Here is a 17620-nt window from a genome sequence, read left to right on the forward strand (position 1 = left end):
TCAAATCAAGAAGGGCAAAGGTGGACGACTTTTACGCCGCCCGCAGCAGGGTCATCCCGCCGCTACCGTGGCCGACTTTCTCACCGCCGTTCTCACCCGAACAGCGCGAACAGAAACGCGGTCGTGAAAGCCGACGTTACCGCCCCCACGAGCAAACTGTTCCCGATGCCGAATTCGATCCGGTAGATCGTCAGCAAGATGGTCAGGAGGACAAAAACATTCAGGTAGAAGTATCCGAGGTTCTGCCAGCTCGCGATGAACGCAATAGCGAGGCCCAGCGTGGCAAGGATGTACCTCGAATTATGGGTCTCGACCTTGGTGGTGTTCTCTGGACTTGAATCCCGGACATTCCTGATCAGCGTGACAATGCACAACAGGACAAGCAGCCCGGTCAGGATGTTGGGAAAGTAGGTCGGCCCGACACCCGAAGACGAAAAGAAGATCGCCTGTGACGCGCTATGATTGAGGTTCAGAGCATAACCAATCCCGCCGATTATCAAGACAATCGACATCAGGCTGTTCAGGTTTTTCCAGGTCATTCAGGAAAACGCCCGAATGAGATCTGTGCTCTCGGATTCTTCATGGTTCCTCCCATTGAATTAAATGCGGCCCGCTTCCGTTAACCCCCACGAAGCGGCATGGAGTGATGCTTCGGCACAAGCCGGTTGGTTGCGCTTTCTGCGTAGGCAAGATCGGACAATTCGGCGCGCACGCTCAGAAGTGCGTCGCGGTACTCGTCCATCCGGTCATCTGACCGATCATCCGGTTCGGCGAGCGCCAACAGATGCAGAAACCTGCCGTTCGGGTCTTCGATCACGGTGGCACACCGGCGAATGCCGACGTGATTGCCTGCGGTATCGGCCGCGAACACCTCCGAACGCATACGTTCCAGCCGGTCCCGGACCTTGGCCGCCGATAGCCAGCGTGTCGGCTGGCCGGGCTTGCGAAGGGTTTCGAAGAAGCCGTCGGCAAAGAACCTCGCCTCGATCTCGCTCCAGGCAAGCCGGCTAAGATACAGTACCGACAGCACGTCGAGCTCATAGAGCGAACGGCGAAACCCAACCCCCGCGCGTATCAGCACGTTCGGGTCCGGGTGGTCTGTCTTTGAGTGCCACAGGAGCTCGTGGCCGGCGACAACGATCACCTCGGCCGACACTCCCAGCCGGTGGGAAAGATCCCGCATCGTACTGTCAAGCTTGGCCAGGTAGGTCTGTGACATCGGCACGTTCCGCTCCAGGCGGAAGTTGCGCACGCAATACTTTTCGCTGGTGCGGAACAGGTAGCCCCAATCCGACAACGCCTTGACGATCCGGTTCAACGTGGACGGAGACAGGCCACAGTGTCGCGCGATGTCGACCTGCTTCACCGGACCTGGCCCCGCGGCCATGATGTATTCCAGGACTTGCAATGTGCGCTCTGTCGGGTCCATCAACCCTCCACATTTGAAACCCAAAATTCCAAAGTTGGAATTTACGATTTCGTATTCGAGTGTGCCGAGTCTGTCAAGCGACAACCTTTTCTTCCGGCGCCGAGCCAACCCAAGGAAGCGAAAAGCCTCGGTCAGTTGTGCCGATCCTGTAAGATGCCGAGCCCCATTTCGCCGCTGCCGCTCATTGCGGCGCGCAGCGTGTCAACGGCGGAGCAACTTCCGGCGCGACGTTCGCCACCGTCATGCTGACCGACAAAAACCACTTCCCACTGGCGGACCAGGCCTTCACCGCGGCGGTCATGGCAGGCGCCCTCGCCGTCACTTGCAATCTCATGTTGCTTGCCGGTCCCATCATCCGCCTGATCGGCAATTCAGGTGCTGCGATCGCCAATCGGGTCATGGGCATGATCCTCGCCTCCGTCGCGGCCGACACCGTGATGTCGGCTCTGCTGGAGCTTGCAGGCAGTGGCTCATTGCGAGCCGACTGGGCGAGATCCGTTTGAGATCGCTCAAAAGCAAGCCCGGACAACCAATGGCCGCTCTGGTACAGCTGCAATGCGGCATTCGGCAGGATGTCGGAGGCCAGGATTGGACCGTCCGCGGCGGACGGCCCGGCCGATCAGATGTCGACCGACCCGATCATCCGTGGCTCATCCATCCAGCGCGCGAGCGACTTCCGGGCGCCTTCGGTGATCTCGAAGCGGACTGGCCTCCGGGCATTGCTGTGGATGATCGCAGCGCGCTCTTTGACCTGGCCCGCCGCTTAAACAACCGCGACCTTCAGTTCTACCAGATCACAGCCTCCGAGCCAGTTGTCGATAGCGAGATTGAAAAGAGCAAGATCGCGTTGGTTTTCAAAGAGTTTCAGGCGCAGGCGGATGGCCCAGACGTGCTTGGGCATGAGTGAGCCTTTCTGGCCGATGACGCGCCCCTTGTTCCAGGCTGGGCGGCAGGCGCGAATGGCAGGTACGTTGGCGATGGACATGACGGCGCCCGCTGTCCGCCCCCCCTGCCACGACACCCAGCCGATCTTGGTGCGCCATCTTACAACGCAGATCCGGCGGCGCGGTCCATGTCGGCTCGGAGCCCGTCAGAGGTGCCTCACATGTCCCAGTGGTTGACCGCAAAGAGACTTCTGCGAGAGGCTCTTGGCGAAGAGGAGAACAACGGTGGAAGCCATACTCAATCGCACTGGGTACCGAATGCGGCCAAGTTCGGTGGCGGACCGTATGGACATCGCGACGTACATTTTTGGGGATGTGGAGGTTTCCAAGACGCTCGTACACGATGTTTCTACTCAGAAGGGCGTATGGGCGGCGACCGACGCCTGGATCGACACCCTCGCCGTCGATGGGAAACGGAGCACAGCGAATGCCGAACACATTGGGCTTTGGACCATCCGTGACGACGCGGGCGAGGGCAGATTTGTAGGGATACGCGGCGTGTTCGTTGCGCCGGGGCTGCCTCTCAACTCGGTCGCGACATTTGTGGCCATCGCCCGACCCTACTGGGGAAAAGGCGTCTCCAGTGAGTCATCCCGAGTACTCTGCCAGCATGTGTTTCAGAAATCAGAGGCTGATGCGATCTACACCCGGGTATGGCCCAAGCTGAACCCCGCCAGCGACGCCGTTCAACGCCGATTGGGGTTTGTGCCTGCGGACCGGCACACACTCAGGGACACCTTCGGCGAACAACGAATGCGTGAGGTTCTGGAGTTCGATCTTTGGCGGGCATCAAATCTGGAAAGCGAGGGGTTCGCCGAAACGCTTCGCCAGGTGTCGATAAGAATTGGGCAGCTCGCGGCAGAGGACTTGTTGGAGGCGCGGGATGCTGAACAGCGTATCTTGACCGCGCTGCCGGTTCGCCTGGCGAAATCTGGTGACGTTCGCAGCAAAGTAGCTGAGGATCTGCGGCTTGGTTTTCACAATCCTGCCTGGGCAAGTTATCGGATGTCACGAGCCGATTGGGCGGTGCGGGACCGGGTCTAGATACTCGAGTTCTCGACGCCTCCTTCCTCCGCAAAGCGGTCGTTTCCGACCGGGCAGTTCGGCATCCGCCGCCGCGCAGCAGACCGGAAGCCAGCGGCGACCTTTGTCGGCAACCTGCGCATCGCGCCAACCTGCCTGTATCGGACGCAGGCCCGCTTTTTCGAGTTTGGCAAGATCGTGTGATACCATGTCCCATAGGCCTGGCCCCAATCATTGGAACCGGGCGAGCAATTCTGGGGAGGAACCTGTAATGCGTTTCGTGCTTTTTGCAGCGATCATGGCCGCCAGTCCGGCGTTTGCGGAAACCTTCAGCAGCGGCGCTGTCGGCACCGGCACAAGCTCAAACGAACCGATTCCAATCGCCGAGGGACATATCGTTATGCGCACCAGCGGAAGCTACGAGATGTTCGAGGTCGAGGCTGGGCATCCTCTCGAGGGGGCTAAAGGCCCGTGTTTTGGTGCTGTCGAAATCAAGGGAGGCGAGGTGTCGGGTGGCGGCAACTGCGTCTACGAGACGTCCTCCGGTGACAAGGCGGTCATGGTCTGGAAAGCAATGGGATTAGGGGCCGATGGAGCATTGACCGGGGAGTGGTCGGTCTCCGGAGGAACGGGGGCTTGGACCGGCGCCACGGGAGGCGGCACCTTCTCGTCTTTGACGGACCCCAACACTGGGAAGTTCGTCAACACGATCACTGGCGACATAACCGTCGAGTAGATGACGGACACATTGTCTAGTCCGTCCAAAGCGATGACGGACTGGGCGTAACCGTACTGCTGAATCCGGCCATGCCAGGGTCGAGACCTACACAAACCCAACTGTGACGGATGTCGGCAACCTGCGCACTGCCGTGATTGGTCCGACCTCGTAGGTTTGCGCGTGCAGCAAGGACTCGGCAGGGTGTCGACCCCGGGCACGAACGTCGGAGCAGGACGCGGCGAAAGCCGGTGAGGAACCCATTTTACCATTTGATTGACGAGCGATCTCGCCGACTGTAGGCGGTAATTCATGGAAAACACTAAGACCATCGCTATGACTTGGTGGCTGGCCTCCTGACAGGGTGGCCGGATGACCAAACGTGTTCCGAGGCCGCCGCATGGGCGGCCTTTTGTTTTCCGAGCTTCCCGATGCGCCGCCTCTCACTTCATGAGAAGACGCAAATGAACAGACCAACCATTCTGACAGGCGACCGCACCACGGGGCCGCTTCACATCGGGCACTACGCAGGCTCGCTTGCAAACCGGCTGCGCTATCAGGACAGCCATGAACAATTTCTGCTGCTGGCGGATTCCCAGGCTCTGACCGATAACGCCCATGATCCGGAGAAGGTGCGGCGCAATGTGATCGAGGTCGCGCTGGATTATCTGGCCGTGGGCATCGATCCCGGCCGCGCCACCATCTGCCTGCAATCGCATCTTCCGGCGCTGGCCGAGCTGTCGATGCTCTACCTGAACTTCGTCACGGTCGCGCGGCTCGAACGGAACCCGACGATCAAGGACGAAATCCGCGTGCGCGGGTTCGGGCGCGATATTCCCGCCGGGTTCCTGTGTTATCCGGCAGCACAGGCGGCGGACATCACGGCGTTCAGAGCGACAGTCGTCCCGGTCGGCGAGGATCAGGCCCCGCTGATCGAGCAAACGAACGAGATCGTGCGGCGCATCAACGCAACCGCAGGCCGCTCCGTGTTGCCCGAGGCGCGGGCGATCATTCCCAGGGCTGGCCGGCTGCCAGGTATCGACGGCAAGGCCAAGATGTCGAAATCCGGTGGTAACGCCATTGCGCTGTCCGCGTCGCCTGAAGAGATCCGAAATGCCGTCAGAGCGATGTTCACCGATCCGAAGCACCTGCGTGTCGAAGACCCGGGCTGCATCGAGGGCAACGTCGTCTTCACCTATCTCGACGCCTTCGATCAGGACCAGGACAGGCTCGCCGAGCTCAAGGCCCAGTATCAGCGCGGCGGACTTGGCGATAGCAGGATCAAGGCACGCCTTGAAGCTATACTTCAGGAGCTCATCGCCCCAATTCGCGAGCGCAGGGCACAGCTTTCCGAGGACCGGGGATACATTCTTGAGGTGATCAAAGAGGGCACGGAACGCGCGCGAGAGCGCACCGAGGCGACGAGGCGCGAAGTGGTGAGTGCCTTGGGGCTGTTCCAGATGTAGGCGAGCAATGGCGGGCGATCCGGATAGAGGTCCGTTTCGTCCGCCAAGCGTTCGTTCGGTCGTCCTCAACTTCGCGCTTGCGGCGAAAGTCTGGTCTGACGGGCAGCAGCGAAGCATCGGCCCTAAGCATGAAAGGCAGGTCAGGGCCGTTCACGCCGGCTGAACGTCGGCAACGGCAGCGCAAACCTTTGCTCGAAGGAGAGTACAAATCTCCCTCACCAAGTGGCGAAATTCGTCAACGTTTCCGGTGATCGGAGTGCAGCTTTTCACTCGAACCTACACTGAGCGGACAAGGGATATGTGAGCTCTGGACGGTGTCTAACCTTCTGGGTCCAAATGGCGACTTTTGGCTCGTCGTGGCTGGCTGCTGTCGGGCGATATCCGCATTCGTGCAGATCTCCTGAGAGAATACTGTACAGAATGAAACACATCCGTACGCTTGCGCGCGAAAACCACTATTTTGTTGTATGATCTGGCCGCGCAACCGCCGATCAATACGGCGCCAGCCGCTCGCGCATGTCGCGGAACTCGGCCAGCGCGCGCATCGTGCGGCCGTCGTCGATGGTCGCCAGGTCGAGGATTACCGTGTTCGTCACCGTCATCGGCACCACAAGGCTCTGCGACTCGCCGGCCTCGCCGCGCGACACCGCGATGTGGCGGTCGGGGGACGGTTCCAGTGCGGCGCCGCGCTTGTCGGTCAGCGCCAGCGTCGTCGCGCCGCGCATGGCGGCGACCTGCATGATCCGCGCAACCGCCGCCGGTAGCTTGCGGAAGTTGATCAGCCACATCACGTCGTCGCCGGTCATTCCTGCGACCTGTTCCAGCCATTGGTGCTGCATCAGCGACAGGTCGACCGCGTCATACCCCGACCGGCGCAAGCGCAGCGCGACGAGGTGGCACAGCGTGGCGGCGTGACTTTGCCCGAACATGAAAATCCGCCGCGCGCCCAGCAGCGCCTCGGAAAACCCGCGGATGTCGGCATCTGTCACGCTGGCGCGCAAGGTTTCCAGCGCCATGATCTCGCTGTCCAAAACCGAGGCCAGAAGCCCGCTTTCCCCCGCCTTGGCCAGTCGGGCGGCGATGCGGGCAGTGGGGTCCTCGAACTCGCCGTTGCCCTCGACCAGCCGCTGCTGAAGGAAGGCCCGGAACTCTGGGTAGCCCTTGAACCCCAGCCGCCGTGCCAGCCTCACCGCCGACGCGGGATGCACCCCCGCGCGAAAGCTCACCTCTTTGCCGTTCTCCATCGCCGCGCGGATCGGATCGCGGACCATCACGTCAAGAATGCGGGTGTCCGCCTCGGTCAACTGGTCCGAGTGGCGGGTGATTAGGTCGCCCAAGAACGCGGTGTGGTGGCTTTGCATCGGCAGGGATGATCTCTTGAACGGGCCGTGTAGTCCAGCCCAGCGGAGCGCCGCGTCAGACGCGCGCGCCGCTGTGCATGTCGAACAGATGTGCGGCGGCTACGTCGTATTCCAGCCAGATCCGCTCACCCGGTGCGGGCAGATCCTGCCTGCGGTGGGCGATGGCGGACATGGCACCCGACTGGGTCTGGCAGTGTAACACGACCTCTGATCCGGTCATTTCTGTCAGGGTCAACCGGGCCTCGATCGACGCGGCGCCCGGTTTTTTGCGGTGCAGCCGCAACGTGTCGGGGCGCAGGCCCACCTCGACCCCGCGTCGCCCGGTCCAGCCCGTGACCGCGTCGGAGGTGACGAAGTTCATCTTCGGCGTGCCAAGGAAGGACGCAACGAAGCGGTTCGCGGGGCGGTCGTAGATCGCAGCCGGTGTGTCGAACTGCTGCAGGTAGCCGTCCTTCATCACCGCGATCCGGTCGGCAAGTGACAGTGCCTCTGTCTGGTCGTGGGTCACGAAGACGATGGTGGCGCCCAGCCGCTGATGGATCGTCTTGATCTCGGTCCGCATCGCGTTGCGCAGGGCGTTGTCGAGGTTCGACAGCGGCTCGTCCATCAGGAAGGTCGAGGTGTCGCGCGCCATCGCGCGGCCCATCGCCACCCGCTGCCGCTGGCCGCCGGACAGCGCGCCGGGCTTTCGGTCGAGGTAGGGCGTCAGTTGAAGCGTCTCGGCCACCTCACGGGCGCGGGCCTCGCGCGTCTTGCGGGGAACCTTGCGCAATTCCAGCCCGAAGGCGATGTTTTCCAGCACTGACATGTGCGGGTACAGCGCGTAGTTCTGGAAAATCATCGCGATATTGCGGTCCTGCGGCGGAAGCTCGTTCGCGCGGCGACCATCGATGACGATCTCGCCTTCCTCGCAGCGTTCCAGCCCGGCGATCAGGCGCAGCAGGGTGGACTTGCCGCAGCCCGAGGGGCCGACGATAACGACGAATTCGCCGTCGCCGATGTCGAGGTCGACACCATGCAGGACCCGAGGGCCATTGGCATAGCTTTTGCGGATGTCGCGAAGGGTGATCGAGCTCATGCTGCCGTCTCCTTGTGGAATGCGTCGCGGCGGGCGATGGCAAGGCTGGGGCGGTCGGTGGTGAACACCTTGGAGCCCAGCTGCAGGGCGTGGTCGATCTGCGCCGTGGTGTGTGCGGCCCAGCAGCCGAACTCCAGCCCCTCGCCACGAATGTGATCGCGCAGCGTTTCCGTGGCGGTGTCGACGTTGATGCCGATCTCGGGGATGCCGTGCGTCTTTGCCAGGTGCGCTACGGCGCTGGCGCCAAGCTGGGTCACGACCGACGGGCTGACCAGCCAAAGCAAAGGCCGGTCGGTGACATCGCGCAATTCGTCGAGGGTTGGCACGAGGAACGAGGTGAAGCCGGTTTTCGCCAGCATCCCGCAGCTTTCGATCTCGGCCACGACGCGGTGGGCGAAATCCGCATAGGCCGCGCCGCCCGGTCCCGGCTTGATCTCGCAGCGCAGGGTGACAGGGCTGTCCTTGTAGATATCGCACAGCTCGGCCAGCGAGATCGGGTGCTGCCCGCCGGAATAATCGATGACGGCAGCGCGCACCGCCGCCTCGGGCAGTTCGCAGATCGCGCCCCTGCGGTCGGTGGTACGGTCCAGCGTGGCGTCATGGTGTACCATGATCGCGCCGTCGGCGGTGGGATGGACGTCGAACTCGACCTCGTCCACGGCCATCGCGGCGGTGGTGCGGAAGCCGTGCGGCGTGCTGTCGCCGAATTCCAGCGTGCCACCCCGGTGCGAGGCGATACGGGTGAAAGGGGCAAGATCAGTCATTGCGGTGTCTTCTTGTTGGTGTTCCGGGGCCGCGCTCATTTCACCGCCCCCATCGTTATGCCGCGCACGAGGTGGCGTTCGACGAGGACGAAGCCCAGCAGGACCGGCAGAATGGTGATCGTCGACGCCGCCATTACCAGCGGCCAGTCGATTACGTCCTCGCCCGGGTTCACGCGGTACAACCGCGCGAGCCCGATTTGCAGGGTGTAAAGGTCACTTTCGCTGATCGCGACCAGCGGCCAGATGTAGTTGTTCCACTCGGCAATGAACAATTGCAGCGCCATCGAGAAGATCGCCGGCTTAGAGATCGGCACGATCACCCGCCACAGCACTTTCAGTGGCGTCGCGCCGTCCATGTAGGCCGCCTCGTCCAGTGCGCGGGGGATGCCGCGGATGTACTGGCGCAGGAAGAAGGCGGCGAAGCCCGACGAGATCGCAGGCAGGATAAGGCCCGCGTAACTGTCCAGCATCCCGGCCCGCGCCAGCGTCAGGTAGTTCGGGATCAGCGTGATGTGGCTGGGGATCATCAGCGTCGCCACCACCGCGCCGAACATCAGGTTGCCACCCCGGAATTCGAACCGGGCAAAGGCAAAGGCGGCCATCGTGGCGAACGAGATGCCCAGCAGCGTCACGATCCCTGACACGATCACCGAGTTCAGCAGGTAGCGAGCGAAGTTGTATTGCCCGACTGCCACATCGTAGTTGCGTAGGGTGAAGTCGACCCCGCCGGAGTAATAGGCATCCGATGTCTGGAAGCTCATCCAGATGGAGTACAGCACCGGCGACAGGAAGATGGCGGCGACCAGCAGAGTGAGGCCGTTGATGATCCATAGAGCACGGGCGGACGTTTCAGGAGTCATAGTGGACCCTCCGGCCGATTACGCGGGCCTTCACCAAGGCCAGAGCGATCAGGAAGATGAAGAGGAGCACGGCCAGCGCGGACCCGGTGCCGATGTCGAACAGAGTAAAGCCGACGCGGTACAGCATGTTGACGATCATGTCGGTGGCGCCCGCGGGCCCGCCGCGCGTCATCACGTCGACGATGGTGAACACCTGGAATGCGTCGATCACCGAGATCACCAGCAGGAAATACGTGGTAGGCATCACCAGCGGGAAGGTCACGCGCCGAAACACATGGAACCGGCCTCCGCCGTCCACCGCCGCCGCGTCGTAGTATTCCATAGAGATCGCCTGAAGCCCGGCTGTGTAGATGATCACGTCGTAGCCCAGCTGCTTCCACGTGTTCACGAAGATGATTACGTACAGTGCCAGTTCCGGGTCCTGCATCCACGATACCTTGTCGAAGCCCAGCATTTTCAGGAAGCCGTTGATCGCGCCGTAATCGGTCGAGAACACCCAGCTGAACACCACCGCGATCGACACGGTCGACGTAACGGTGGGCAGGAAGATCGCGCCGCGCGTGATGCGGGACACCGCCGTCTCGCGGATCAGGAAGGATGCCACCGCCAGTGCCAGCGCCAGCCGCAGCGGCACCGAGATCAGCGCAAAGACCGCGGTGACCTTCAGCGAGTTCCAGAAATCGCGCGTGCTCAGCAGCAGCCGATAGTTGTCGAGCCCCACCCAAGGCTTGGTCGGGGACATAAAATCCCACTCGCGGAACGACAGGTTCACGCTTTGCAGGATCGGGATGTAGGTGAAGACCGCCATGAAGCCGAGAAGCGGCAGCACGAACAGGTACGGGGTCAGTTTGCGAAGCATGTCGGAAAAAGTGCCTTGGGCGCGGGGGCGACGGGACCGGACGGGCAAGGGGCCCCGTAGCGGGGCCCCTCACCGGTGGTTCGGGCGGGCTTACTGGCCCATGCGGTCCGCCTCGGTGCGGGTGCGCTCGGCGAAGTCGGCAAGCGTGTCCTCGACCTCGCGCTGACCCAGCGCCATCGCCTGCCACATGTCGTACTCGGTGGCGCGCATCCACGTCACGACCGGCGGGCGCGGACGGCCACGGGCGACATCAAGCTGCTCGATCGACACGCGGATTCCCGGCTCGTTCTCAAGCGTCTCGGCCGCCAGCGGCTGCTCGGCGGTGTTGCGGTTGATCGGCATATAGCCAGTGCCCGCGAACCAGATTGCGTTCGATTCCGCCGACGCGGCGAAGCTGATGAAGTCATAGGCCGCGTCCTGAACCTCGGCGTCCGCCGTCGACAGGATGCCGATGCCGGCCCCGCCGATCGGCGCGGCGCAGACCTTGTTGCAGGGCAGCGGGCGCACGATCAGGTCATCGCCCAGCGACGCCTTGGACTGGCGGTAATTGCCGGTCGAATTCAGCATGATCCCGACATTGCCCGCGAAGAACGCGTCGCGGCCGGTATTCTCGTCGGTCACGTTGTCGGCCGAGGCGACGCCGTGGTCATGCACCAGCGACGCCATCCATTCATAGGCCTCGACGGTGTTCGGCGCGTCGATCAGGATCTCGCCCGAGACGCTGTCGATCAGGTCGCTGTCGTTGTCCATGATCAAGCCCCATCGCGCGAACTGACCGGGCGCCGCGATGCCATAGATGCCCTCGTCGCCCAACTCTGCCTGGATCTGCTGCGCGGCGGCGAGGATCTCTTCATAGGTGGTCAGCGGCGTGTCCTCAGGCAGGCCAGCGCGCTCGAAGATGTCCTTGTTGACATAGGTCACCGGGGTCGAGCTGTTGAAGGGCACGATATAGTTCTTGCCCTCGTAGACACCGACCTCGCGGGCGAAGTCGAACAGCTCGTCCTTCAGCGGATCGGCTTCAAGGTAATCGGTCAGATCCATCAGCACGCCGCGGTCGGCGAACAGGCCGTAGCGGGTGACTTCCATGATGACGGCATCGGGGCCACGGCCAGCGGGGATGGCGGCCTGCAAGCGGGCGACGATGTCATTGTAGTTGCCGACATGCTCGGCTTCGATGGTGATGCCGGGGTTGGCTTCTTCGAAGTTGGTGATGATCTCGGCCAGCGCTTCGCCGGACGAGCCGCCGAAGCTGTGCCAGAATTCGACGGTGACCTCTGCAGCCGCAAGTGAGGTCGAGCCAAGCAGGCCAGCGAGGCCCAGCCCGGCGATACGGGTAAGTTTTCTGTTCATGGGGACCACCTTTTTGCAATTCGGGTTGCACGTTGTTTCGGTGGTCGGGATAGGCGCGGTATGTGACGGAAAATCGAACGATACATTAAGGTTTGTTGACGGCTCACCCGTTTCTCAGGGGCCGCGAGGTCTGGGCGACCGATGTTCGGCGGTTTGTGAACGCAGTGGAGGGGTCAGTGAAAGTTCGTTTCCTGCAATGAGACTTGCACATCTCCGCAGATCGGTCCGCCCCGACCATTTTCCGCTCTGCGGCGTCCTGGCGGCAGCGGTGCAGTATCGCAATCGCGCGACGATCGTCGGATATGATCCGGAACCAGACAAGTCGGAGGAGGCAGGTAAAGGCAGCTTTTCCGCACTGCCGACCTCCACCCCACGAAAATGCTGCTCGACGTCCGAATGGCCGGTCTGGTGAGGCTGCACCGCAGCAAAGGCGTCTATGATGAACGGCAGAAGTGGGCCGTTCACGCAATTTTGGAAACCCATCGCAAGTGTATGAAGGGGTCTGCTTACTTGCCCCCGGGATCCTTCCTGCGGCGAGCCCCGATCACTCGCTTCACGTGGTCACCACCTGTCTCGCAGGGCCGCTTGCCTCGCGCGCCATTGCTGGCGGCGGCAGCCTTGGGTTTGCAGGGGTAGGGAACTTACTCTGCGGCGATACGCAGCGTCGCCGGTGCGGGCTGTATCTTCTCGGTTTTCGTGATGAACTTGCGGCGTGAGATCAGCGCGTAGAGAGCCGGGGTGAAGTAGAAAGAGACCACGGTCGAGAGCAGAACCCCGCCGGCGATTGCAGTCGCGAAGGGTGGCCAGAAACCGCCCCCCTCCAGGACCAGCGGCAGGAAGCCGCCAAAAGTCGTGACTGTTGTCGATATGATGTGTCGCGCGGAATTCGACACCACTTCGGCCATGGCCGCACGATCTCCCGACGCGGCCCGAACATCGGCCTGGAGCCCCGTCAGGATGATGATCGCAGCATTGATCGAGACACCGATAGAACCGATCACGCCGATGATCGCGTTGATGCCGAAGGGGAACTGCATGATTGCGAGAGAAAGGATGGACAGCCCCGCCGACAACACGCAGACCACCAGCGCCGCCGCCGTCAGGCGGAAGCTGTTGAAGGTCAGGGCGATGGTGGCGATGGTCAGGGTCACGATCAGGCCCACGGAGGCCATCAGGTTCCCGACCGTGCTGGATCGCGCGTCGCTGTCGCCGCCGAGCTCGAGCCGGTACCCGGCGGGAAGGGTGAAGCCGGATTCCGCGAGGGCCGCCTGAACGCTCTGCAAGGCCTCCTCCGGCAGAAGATCAGGGACGAGAAAGGCCTGAACGGTGTTGGTCCTTTCGCCGTTGCGCCGCACGATGGCGCTCTCTGACGGCTCCAGCCGAAGAGCGGCAAGCTCGGAGAGCGGGATGCCGGGAAAACGGCCCTGCGCTGCAAGGTCGGCAGCATTGGGCGGCAGGATCGGCAAATCCGATATCCCGGCCGTATCGCCGCGCAGGCGAGCATCGAAACGCACCCGGATCGGCAGCGTCTCCGTGCCCTCGACGAGGGACCCGCCGGTGGTGCCGACCAGGCCAACCTCGAGCTGGCGCGCGATTTCGGTCAAAGACAGGCCGTACTGCCGTGCCTTGATCTCGTCGATCTCGTAGCGCAGGCGGGGTGCGCCGCCGCTCGACGTGGCGCGCACCTGCGTCGTGAAGTCGAGCCCGGCGATGACCGCGCGGGCCTCGTCGCCGATCTGGCGCAGCACGTCCACATCCGGTCCCACGAAGCGAAGCTCTACGGGCGCTGCGACGGGCGGTCCCTGCACGAGGCCGCGGACAATGACCTGCGCCGAAGTGAATTCCGCATCCAGCCGTTGCTGAAGCGCGGGCACCAGGCGCGCGGCCGCTTCCTCGGTCGTGGTTGTCACCATCGCCTGTGCAAAGCCCGGCTCGCGCGAGCGGTTTCCGGTGATGTTGTAGTAGAAGGCCGGGCCGGACTTCCCGATGGTCCAGTAGGCGTTCTTGATCTCGGGGTTTGCGGTGAGCAGCGCATCGATCTTCTTCGCCACGGCGCGGGTCGCCTCGATCCCGGTTCCGGCCGGCATGTCCAACTCGATATAGAACTGGTCCCGCTCCACTCCGGGAAAGAACTGTGCCGTGAGCGTTGGCAAGCTGGCGAAACCGAGCAGCGGCAGGATCAGCGAAATCGCAATGCTCTTGAGCGGGTGCGCAAGCGACCAGCGGATAGAGGCCGAAAACAGCCGGCCGGGAAGACCGCCCGTACGCGCGCGTTGCTGTCCCGGGGTCTCGGCCGCGAGCAGCCATCCTGCCAGCGCCGGGGTGACCGCCAGGGCGACGAAGAGCGACCAAAGGAGCATCAGCACGACGGCGATGGCGATGGAACCGACGAAATCGCCGGCCGGTCCCGGCAGAAGGATCATCGGCGTGAAGGACAGTGCGGTCGTCACGGTCGAAGCGATGAGCGGAGCGATGAGGCGCCGGACAGCGTCGCCCACGGCGAGGGCACGCGACATGCCGCCGGCCAGCCGTTTGCGGATCTCATCTGTCGTGACAATTGCCGCATCCACGAGCAGGCCGAGTGCCACGATCAGCCCGGTCACGGACATCTGGTGAATCGGCAGGCCGATGAAGTTCATCGTCGCCAGCGTGGCGAGGCTCACCACCGGAAGCACGATGGCGACAATCGCGGCGGCGCGAACGCCGAGCGTGAGAAACAGCACGCCGACGACGATTGCGACGCCGATCACCATGTTCGTTCCGACATCGAGCAGCCGGTCGACCGTGTATGTGGACTGATCGAACAGCAGGACTTCCGAAAACCCGACGGGGACCTCGTCAGCGCCTGCTTCCAGCTCTTCGCGGACGAACCCCATCCAACGATCGATCTGAACCCCGTCCTGTGCCAGTACGCCGACAAGAACCGCCGGACGTCCGTCGACCAGCGCGTGTTCCTCGGCCGGCGTGCGGGGACCTCGGCTGATCTCGGCCACGTCCCCAAGCGTGAGCACCGACCCTTCCGAGCCTTCGCGCAACGGGATGCGGCGCAGGCGCTCGAGGGCCTCCACTTCACCCGAGATTCCAATGGCGAGGTCGGTGCCTTGACGGTGCAGACGCCCTGCCTGCACTTTCGCGTCGGCAGCGGAAATCGCCGCAGACACCTGATCCGCGGTGAGGCCGACGGCTGCGAGGGCCTGGGCATCGAGCGTGACCAGCACCTCCTCCTCCGGAACGCCGAACAGATCCACGGCCCGGGTGTTCGGGATGTTGCGCAGCCTTTCGGCGAGGGCATCGGCGTGGCGCGACAGTAGGGTGACCGGGGTTGCTTCGGTATCGGCGACGATGGCGATCACGGCGGAATAGGCCGACACGCCCTCGGCATCGAATTCCGGCGTGCCCACGCCGGCCGGGAAGGATTGGCTGGCATCGGTCACCGCGTCGCGCGCTTCCGACCAGACCTGCTCGATGGTGGCATCGTCGAGCGTTTCCAGCAGATCGACCGAAACCACCGAGATACCTTGCCCGGAAACGGAGGTGATCGTGTCGACCTCGGCGATCTCCCGCAATTCCTCCTCGAGCTTCGAACTCACAAGAGCCTCGACGCGGGCCGGATCGGCGCCCGGGAAGCTCGTGGTGACGGTCGCGAAGAGGTTCGTGATCGTGGGGTCCTCCTGCCGGCCAAGCGACAGAAAGGAGGACATCCCGGCGGAGATCAGAACGATCAGGACCATCGCGACAAGACGCGGCTGGCGAAAGGTCAGGGTCGCGAGATCCTGGTTCATGTCACTGTCCTCCCGTGCGGAGCGAAAGCTGCGCCGTCCCGGCCAGAACGGGCTGAACACGTTGCCCCGGCGCGACCCGGTGCGGCCCTTCCGCCAGCAGCCGAAGCCCGGGCGCGAACCCACCCGACACGAAGGCCCGATCGTCCGCGACTTCCTGAATATCCACGGCGAGAGGCCGCACGCGATCCTCGGAATCGACAACGAGGATAGTCCAGACCCCGCCGGCCCCCTCTCGCAGGGCCCGAACGTGCACCCAGGCGCCTATTTGCGCGACCTTGCGGGGAACACTGACCGTGGCAGTCGATCCGAAGGGAAGATCCGTCGCCTCGACACGCAGAATTGCAGTGCGGGTACGGGTTGCCGGGTCGATGTCGGGCCGAACGGCGATCAGCCGTGCCTCGAATGCGCGGCCGTCGCTGCTCAGCGACGCTCGTTCCAGGCTCTCGGCATCGAGCCAGAACGGCACCCCCACCCGGACGTTGGCAACGTCATCCATCATGAGCTGCAGGATTGGAGTGCCGGCGGCGACCGAAGAGCCGATGTCGGTGGATCGAGTGCCCACGATTCCCGCATATGGCGCTCGGAGACCGGACTTTTCGATCTGAAGTTCGGTGGATCGCAGGGCCGCATCGGTCTCCGAGATCTGCGCGGTCAGCGCATCGCGGTCGAAACGCGCACGGTCGAGCGTCTCGGTGGATGAGTAACCACGCTCCTGCAATGCCTGGCGCCGCTCGACCGAGAGCGTGGCGAACGCAAGATTGGCCTCCAAAGCGTCGCGCACGGCTTCGAGACGCTCGCGTTCCGCTTCGAGAAGCGACGTGTCGAGCCGGGCTAAAAGGTCGCCTTTTTCGACGTGGTCGCCTTCATCGACAAGAATGTCGATCACGCGTCCGCCAAACTCGAAACTGAGCGTGCTGTCCTGTTCCGGTTCGATCCGTCCGACCAATTTCCTGACGGTCTCATATCCATCCACGACTTCGAGAGGCGTGACGGATACCGGAAGCGCCTCGGCAACCGGCGGCGGCGGTGCAGCTTGAGCGCGCTGCGCAATTCCATCGGCGCCCTGAACGACGGCATACCCCGCCGCAGCAAAGGTCAATGCCGTCATCGCGATGGTCGAAACACCGGTCAGCAATCTGCGACCAAGGGATCTTCGAATGGCAGTTTTCGACATCTCACGCTCCGGCAATTGATTCGCGATGTTAGAGACTCTAACATATGTTAGAACTTCTAACTTTGACAATGGTTACGTTCGATGGCATGACCCGGATCATGGAAAACCTGAAAAATCCGCTCAAAAAGGAACGGTACCACCACGGGGACTTGCGCGCGCAACTCGTTGAAGCGACACGTCAACTTGTGGAGGAGGTCGGGCCGGATCACTTTTCTGTTTCGGAAGCCTGCCGCCGCGCAGGTGTCTCGACCGCCGCGCCCTACCGGCACTTCAAGGCCAAGGACGATATGCTCGCGGCCGTGCTTGCAGACGGGATGCAACGCCATTTCGAAGAGATGCGGGTTTGTGTCGAAGAATACCCACCGGCAACGCTTGACCGAATCCGCGCGCTTGGTCGGACATACGTCGGTTTTGCCCAACGGGAACCGGGGGTTTTCCGCCTGATCTTTGGGAGCCGAAGCGAACTCGACGAGGCGAAGGCCGCGCTCATCGGCGAGAAGCGCCCATTGGAGATCGTGGAGAAAGAGGTTGCCGCGATCCTGAAGCGCGAAGAGATCGACGAAGATGTCATTCGCCGAGCTTTTCTCCTTTGGACCTTCGTGCATGGCCTGTCATTTCTCCTGATCGACAAGAAGCAGAAACTTGACTCAATGGGTGTGGATATCGAAGCGGCACTCGAAGAGGTCGCGGTTCGCGTAATGCAGGAAGACTGAACGCGCGTAGGGGCGCGGGAACCGGGTAAAGCTCCCCAGTTGTGATGGTCTATTGGGCTGGCAGATCGTAGCTGAAGCTCTTGGTGCGCGACCTCGCGAAGG

The 17620-nt window shown here is 62.8% G+C and carries 15 protein-coding genes and 1 pseudogene; 6 read left to right on the forward strand and 10 right to left on the reverse strand.

Annotated elements, in window-relative coordinates:
* Nucleotides 1–92 precede the first annotated feature (92 nt).
* Together CHB86_RS10995 and CHB86_RS11000 are read right to left on the reverse strand one after the other, a co-directional pair.
* Nucleotides 93–539 carry a tripartite tricarboxylate transporter TctB family protein gene (locus CHB86_RS10995; RefSeq protein ID WP_089233110.1) on the reverse strand — a complete coding sequence of 149 codons (447 nt, stop codon included), beginning with the start codon at nucleotides 537–539 and terminating at the stop codon, nucleotides 93–95.
* Between the two features lie 80 nt (nucleotides 540–619).
* A complete protein-coding gene (locus CHB86_RS11000) occupies nucleotides 620–1429 on the reverse strand; it encodes a MarR family transcriptional regulator (RefSeq protein ID WP_089233111.1) in 810 nt (269 codons plus the stop codon).
* A gap of 236 nt (nucleotides 1430–1665) precedes the next feature.
* On the opposite strand from CHB86_RS11000, the pseudogene CHB86_RS11005 reads away from it, so the two are divergent.
* From CHB86_RS11005 to trpS, 5 genes and pseudogenes are all read left to right on the forward strand, one after another.
* Nucleotides 1666–1932: pseudogene (locus tag CHB86_RS11005) on the forward strand (MarC family protein); the annotation flags it as partial.
* Nucleotides 1933–1961: 29 nt separating this feature from the next.
* Entirely contained in the window at nucleotides 1962–2336 is a 375-nt protein-coding gene (locus tag CHB86_RS24620) for a hypothetical protein (RefSeq protein ID WP_176442843.1), read from the forward strand.
* 295 nt (nucleotides 2337–2631) lie between these two features.
* On the forward strand, nucleotides 2632–3417 hold the full coding sequence (locus tag CHB86_RS11015) for a GNAT family N-acetyltransferase (RefSeq protein ID WP_089233113.1): 786 nt from the start codon (nucleotides 2632–2634) through the stop codon (nucleotides 3415–3417).
* Between the two features lie 250 nt (nucleotides 3418–3667).
* Complete coding sequence (locus CHB86_RS11020; RefSeq protein WP_089233114.1) at nucleotides 3668–4132, forward strand: hypothetical protein; 465 nt, start codon at nucleotides 3668–3670, stop codon at nucleotides 4130–4132.
* 443 nt (nucleotides 4133–4575) lie between these two features.
* Complete coding sequence (gene trpS / locus CHB86_RS11025) at nucleotides 4576–5577, forward strand: tryptophan--tRNA ligase (protein WP_089233115.1); 1002 nt, start codon at nucleotides 4576–4578, stop codon at nucleotides 5575–5577.
* A gap of 491 nt (nucleotides 5578–6068) precedes the next feature.
* Here trpS and CHB86_RS11030 read toward each other — a convergent pair whose 3' ends face one another.
* The 8 genes from CHB86_RS11030 to CHB86_RS11065 all read right to left on the reverse strand — a co-directional run bounded on the left by CHB86_RS11030 (nucleotide 6069) and on the right by CHB86_RS11065 (nucleotide 16805).
* Entirely contained in the window at nucleotides 6069–6938 is an 870-nt protein-coding gene (locus CHB86_RS11030) for a MurR/RpiR family transcriptional regulator (RefSeq protein WP_089233116.1), read from the reverse strand.
* A gap of 55 nt (nucleotides 6939–6993) precedes the next feature.
* On the reverse strand, nucleotides 6994–8016 hold the full coding sequence (locus CHB86_RS11035; RefSeq protein ID WP_089233117.1) for an ABC transporter ATP-binding protein: 1023 nt from the start codon (nucleotides 8014–8016) through the stop codon (nucleotides 6994–6996).
* Nucleotides 8013–8780: a glycerophosphodiester phosphodiesterase family protein gene (locus CHB86_RS11040; RefSeq protein ID WP_089233118.1), complete on the reverse strand. Its 768-nt coding sequence runs from the start codon at nucleotides 8778–8780 to the stop codon at nucleotides 8013–8015. Before CHB86_RS11040 ends, CHB86_RS11035 begins: the two co-directional genes overlap by 4 nt.
* A 35-nt stretch (nucleotides 8781–8815) precedes the next feature.
* Nucleotides 8816–9640, reverse strand: a complete 825-nt coding sequence (locus CHB86_RS11045) for a carbohydrate ABC transporter permease (protein ID WP_089233119.1) — start codon at nucleotides 9638–9640, stop codon at nucleotides 8816–8818.
* Entirely contained in the window at nucleotides 9630–10499 is an 870-nt protein-coding gene (locus CHB86_RS11050; RefSeq protein ID WP_089233120.1) for a carbohydrate ABC transporter permease, read from the reverse strand. Before CHB86_RS11050 ends, CHB86_RS11045 begins: the two co-directional genes overlap by 11 nt.
* 90 nt (nucleotides 10500–10589) lie before the next feature.
* Nucleotides 10590–11849 (reverse strand): ABC transporter substrate-binding protein, encoded by a 1260-nt coding sequence (locus tag CHB86_RS11055; protein ID WP_089233121.1) that lies wholly within the window; start codon nucleotides 11847–11849, stop codon nucleotides 10590–10592.
* 641 nt (nucleotides 11850–12490) lie between these two features.
* Nucleotides 12491–15631, reverse strand: coding sequence for an efflux RND transporter permease subunit (locus CHB86_RS11060; protein ID WP_089233122.1), 3141 nt, complete (start codon nucleotides 15629–15631; stop codon nucleotides 12491–12493).
* 1 nt (nucleotide 15632) lies between these two features.
* Entirely contained in the window at nucleotides 15633–16805 is a 1173-nt protein-coding gene (locus tag CHB86_RS11065) for an efflux RND transporter periplasmic adaptor subunit (RefSeq protein ID WP_089233123.1), read from the reverse strand.
* Nucleotides 16806–16903: 98 nt separating this feature from the next.
* On the opposite strand from CHB86_RS11065, the gene CHB86_RS11070 reads away from it, so the two are divergent.
* Nucleotides 16904–17518: a TetR/AcrR family transcriptional regulator gene (locus tag CHB86_RS11070; RefSeq protein ID WP_089233565.1), complete on the forward strand. Its 615-nt coding sequence runs from the start codon at nucleotides 16904–16906 to the stop codon at nucleotides 17516–17518.
* Nucleotides 17519–17620 lie beyond the last annotated feature (102 nt).

Source organism: Tropicimonas sediminicola (assembly GCF_900188335.1).
Taxonomy (GTDB): domain Bacteria; phylum Pseudomonadota; class Alphaproteobacteria; order Rhodobacterales; family Rhodobacteraceae; genus Tropicimonas; species Tropicimonas sediminicola.

Bases quoted from the DNA above. Each gene is read 5' to 3' on its own strand.
- CHB86_RS10995 (WP_089233110.1), bottom strand. From the start codon at position 539: ATGACCTGGAAAAACCTGAACAGCCTGATGTCGATTGTCTTGATAATC.
- CHB86_RS11070 (WP_089233565.1), top strand. From the start codon at position 16,904: ATGGAAAACCTGAAAAATCCGCTCAAAAAGGAACGGTACCACCACGGG.
- CHB86_RS11015 (WP_089233113.1), top strand. From the start codon at position 2,632: ATGCGGCCAAGTTCGGTGGCGGACCGTATGGACATCGCGACGTACATT.
- CHB86_RS11055 (WP_089233121.1), bottom strand. From the start codon at position 11,849: ATGAACAGAAAACTTACCCGTATCGCCGGGCTGGGCCTCGCTGGCCTG.
- CHB86_RS11045 (WP_089233119.1), bottom strand. From the start codon at position 9,640: ATGACTCCTGAAACGTCCGCCCGTGCTCTATGGATCATCAACGGCCTC.
- CHB86_RS11040 (WP_089233118.1), bottom strand. From the start codon at position 8,780: ATGACTGATCTTGCCCCTTTCACCCGTATCGCCTCGCACCGGGGTGGC.
- CHB86_RS11030 (WP_089233116.1), bottom strand. From the start codon at position 6,938: ATGCAAAGCCACCACACCGCGTTCTTGGGCGACCTAATCACCCGCCAC.
- CHB86_RS11060 (WP_089233122.1), bottom strand. From the start codon at position 15,631: ATGAACCAGGATCTCGCGACCCTGACCTTTCGCCAGCCGCGTCTTGTC.
- CHB86_RS11035 (WP_089233117.1), bottom strand. From the start codon at position 8,016: ATGAGCTCGATCACCCTTCGCGACATCCGCAAAAGCTATGCCAATGGC.
- CHB86_RS24620 (WP_176442843.1), top strand. From the start codon at position 1,962: ATGGCCGCTCTGGTACAGCTGCAATGCGGCATTCGGCAGGATGTCGGA.
- trpS (WP_089233115.1), top strand. From the start codon at position 4,576: ATGAACAGACCAACCATTCTGACAGGCGACCGCACCACGGGGCCGCTT.
- CHB86_RS11050 (WP_089233120.1), bottom strand. From the start codon at position 10,499: ATGCTTCGCAAACTGACCCCGTACCTGTTCGTGCTGCCGCTTCTCGGC.
- CHB86_RS11020 (WP_089233114.1), top strand. From the start codon at position 3,668: ATGCGTTTCGTGCTTTTTGCAGCGATCATGGCCGCCAGTCCGGCGTTT.
- CHB86_RS11000 (WP_089233111.1), bottom strand. From the start codon at position 1,429: ATGGACCCGACAGAGCGCACATTGCAAGTCCTGGAATACATCATGGCC.
- CHB86_RS11065 (WP_089233123.1), bottom strand. From the start codon at position 16,805: ATGTCGAAAACTGCCATTCGAAGATCCCTTGGTCGCAGATTGCTGACC.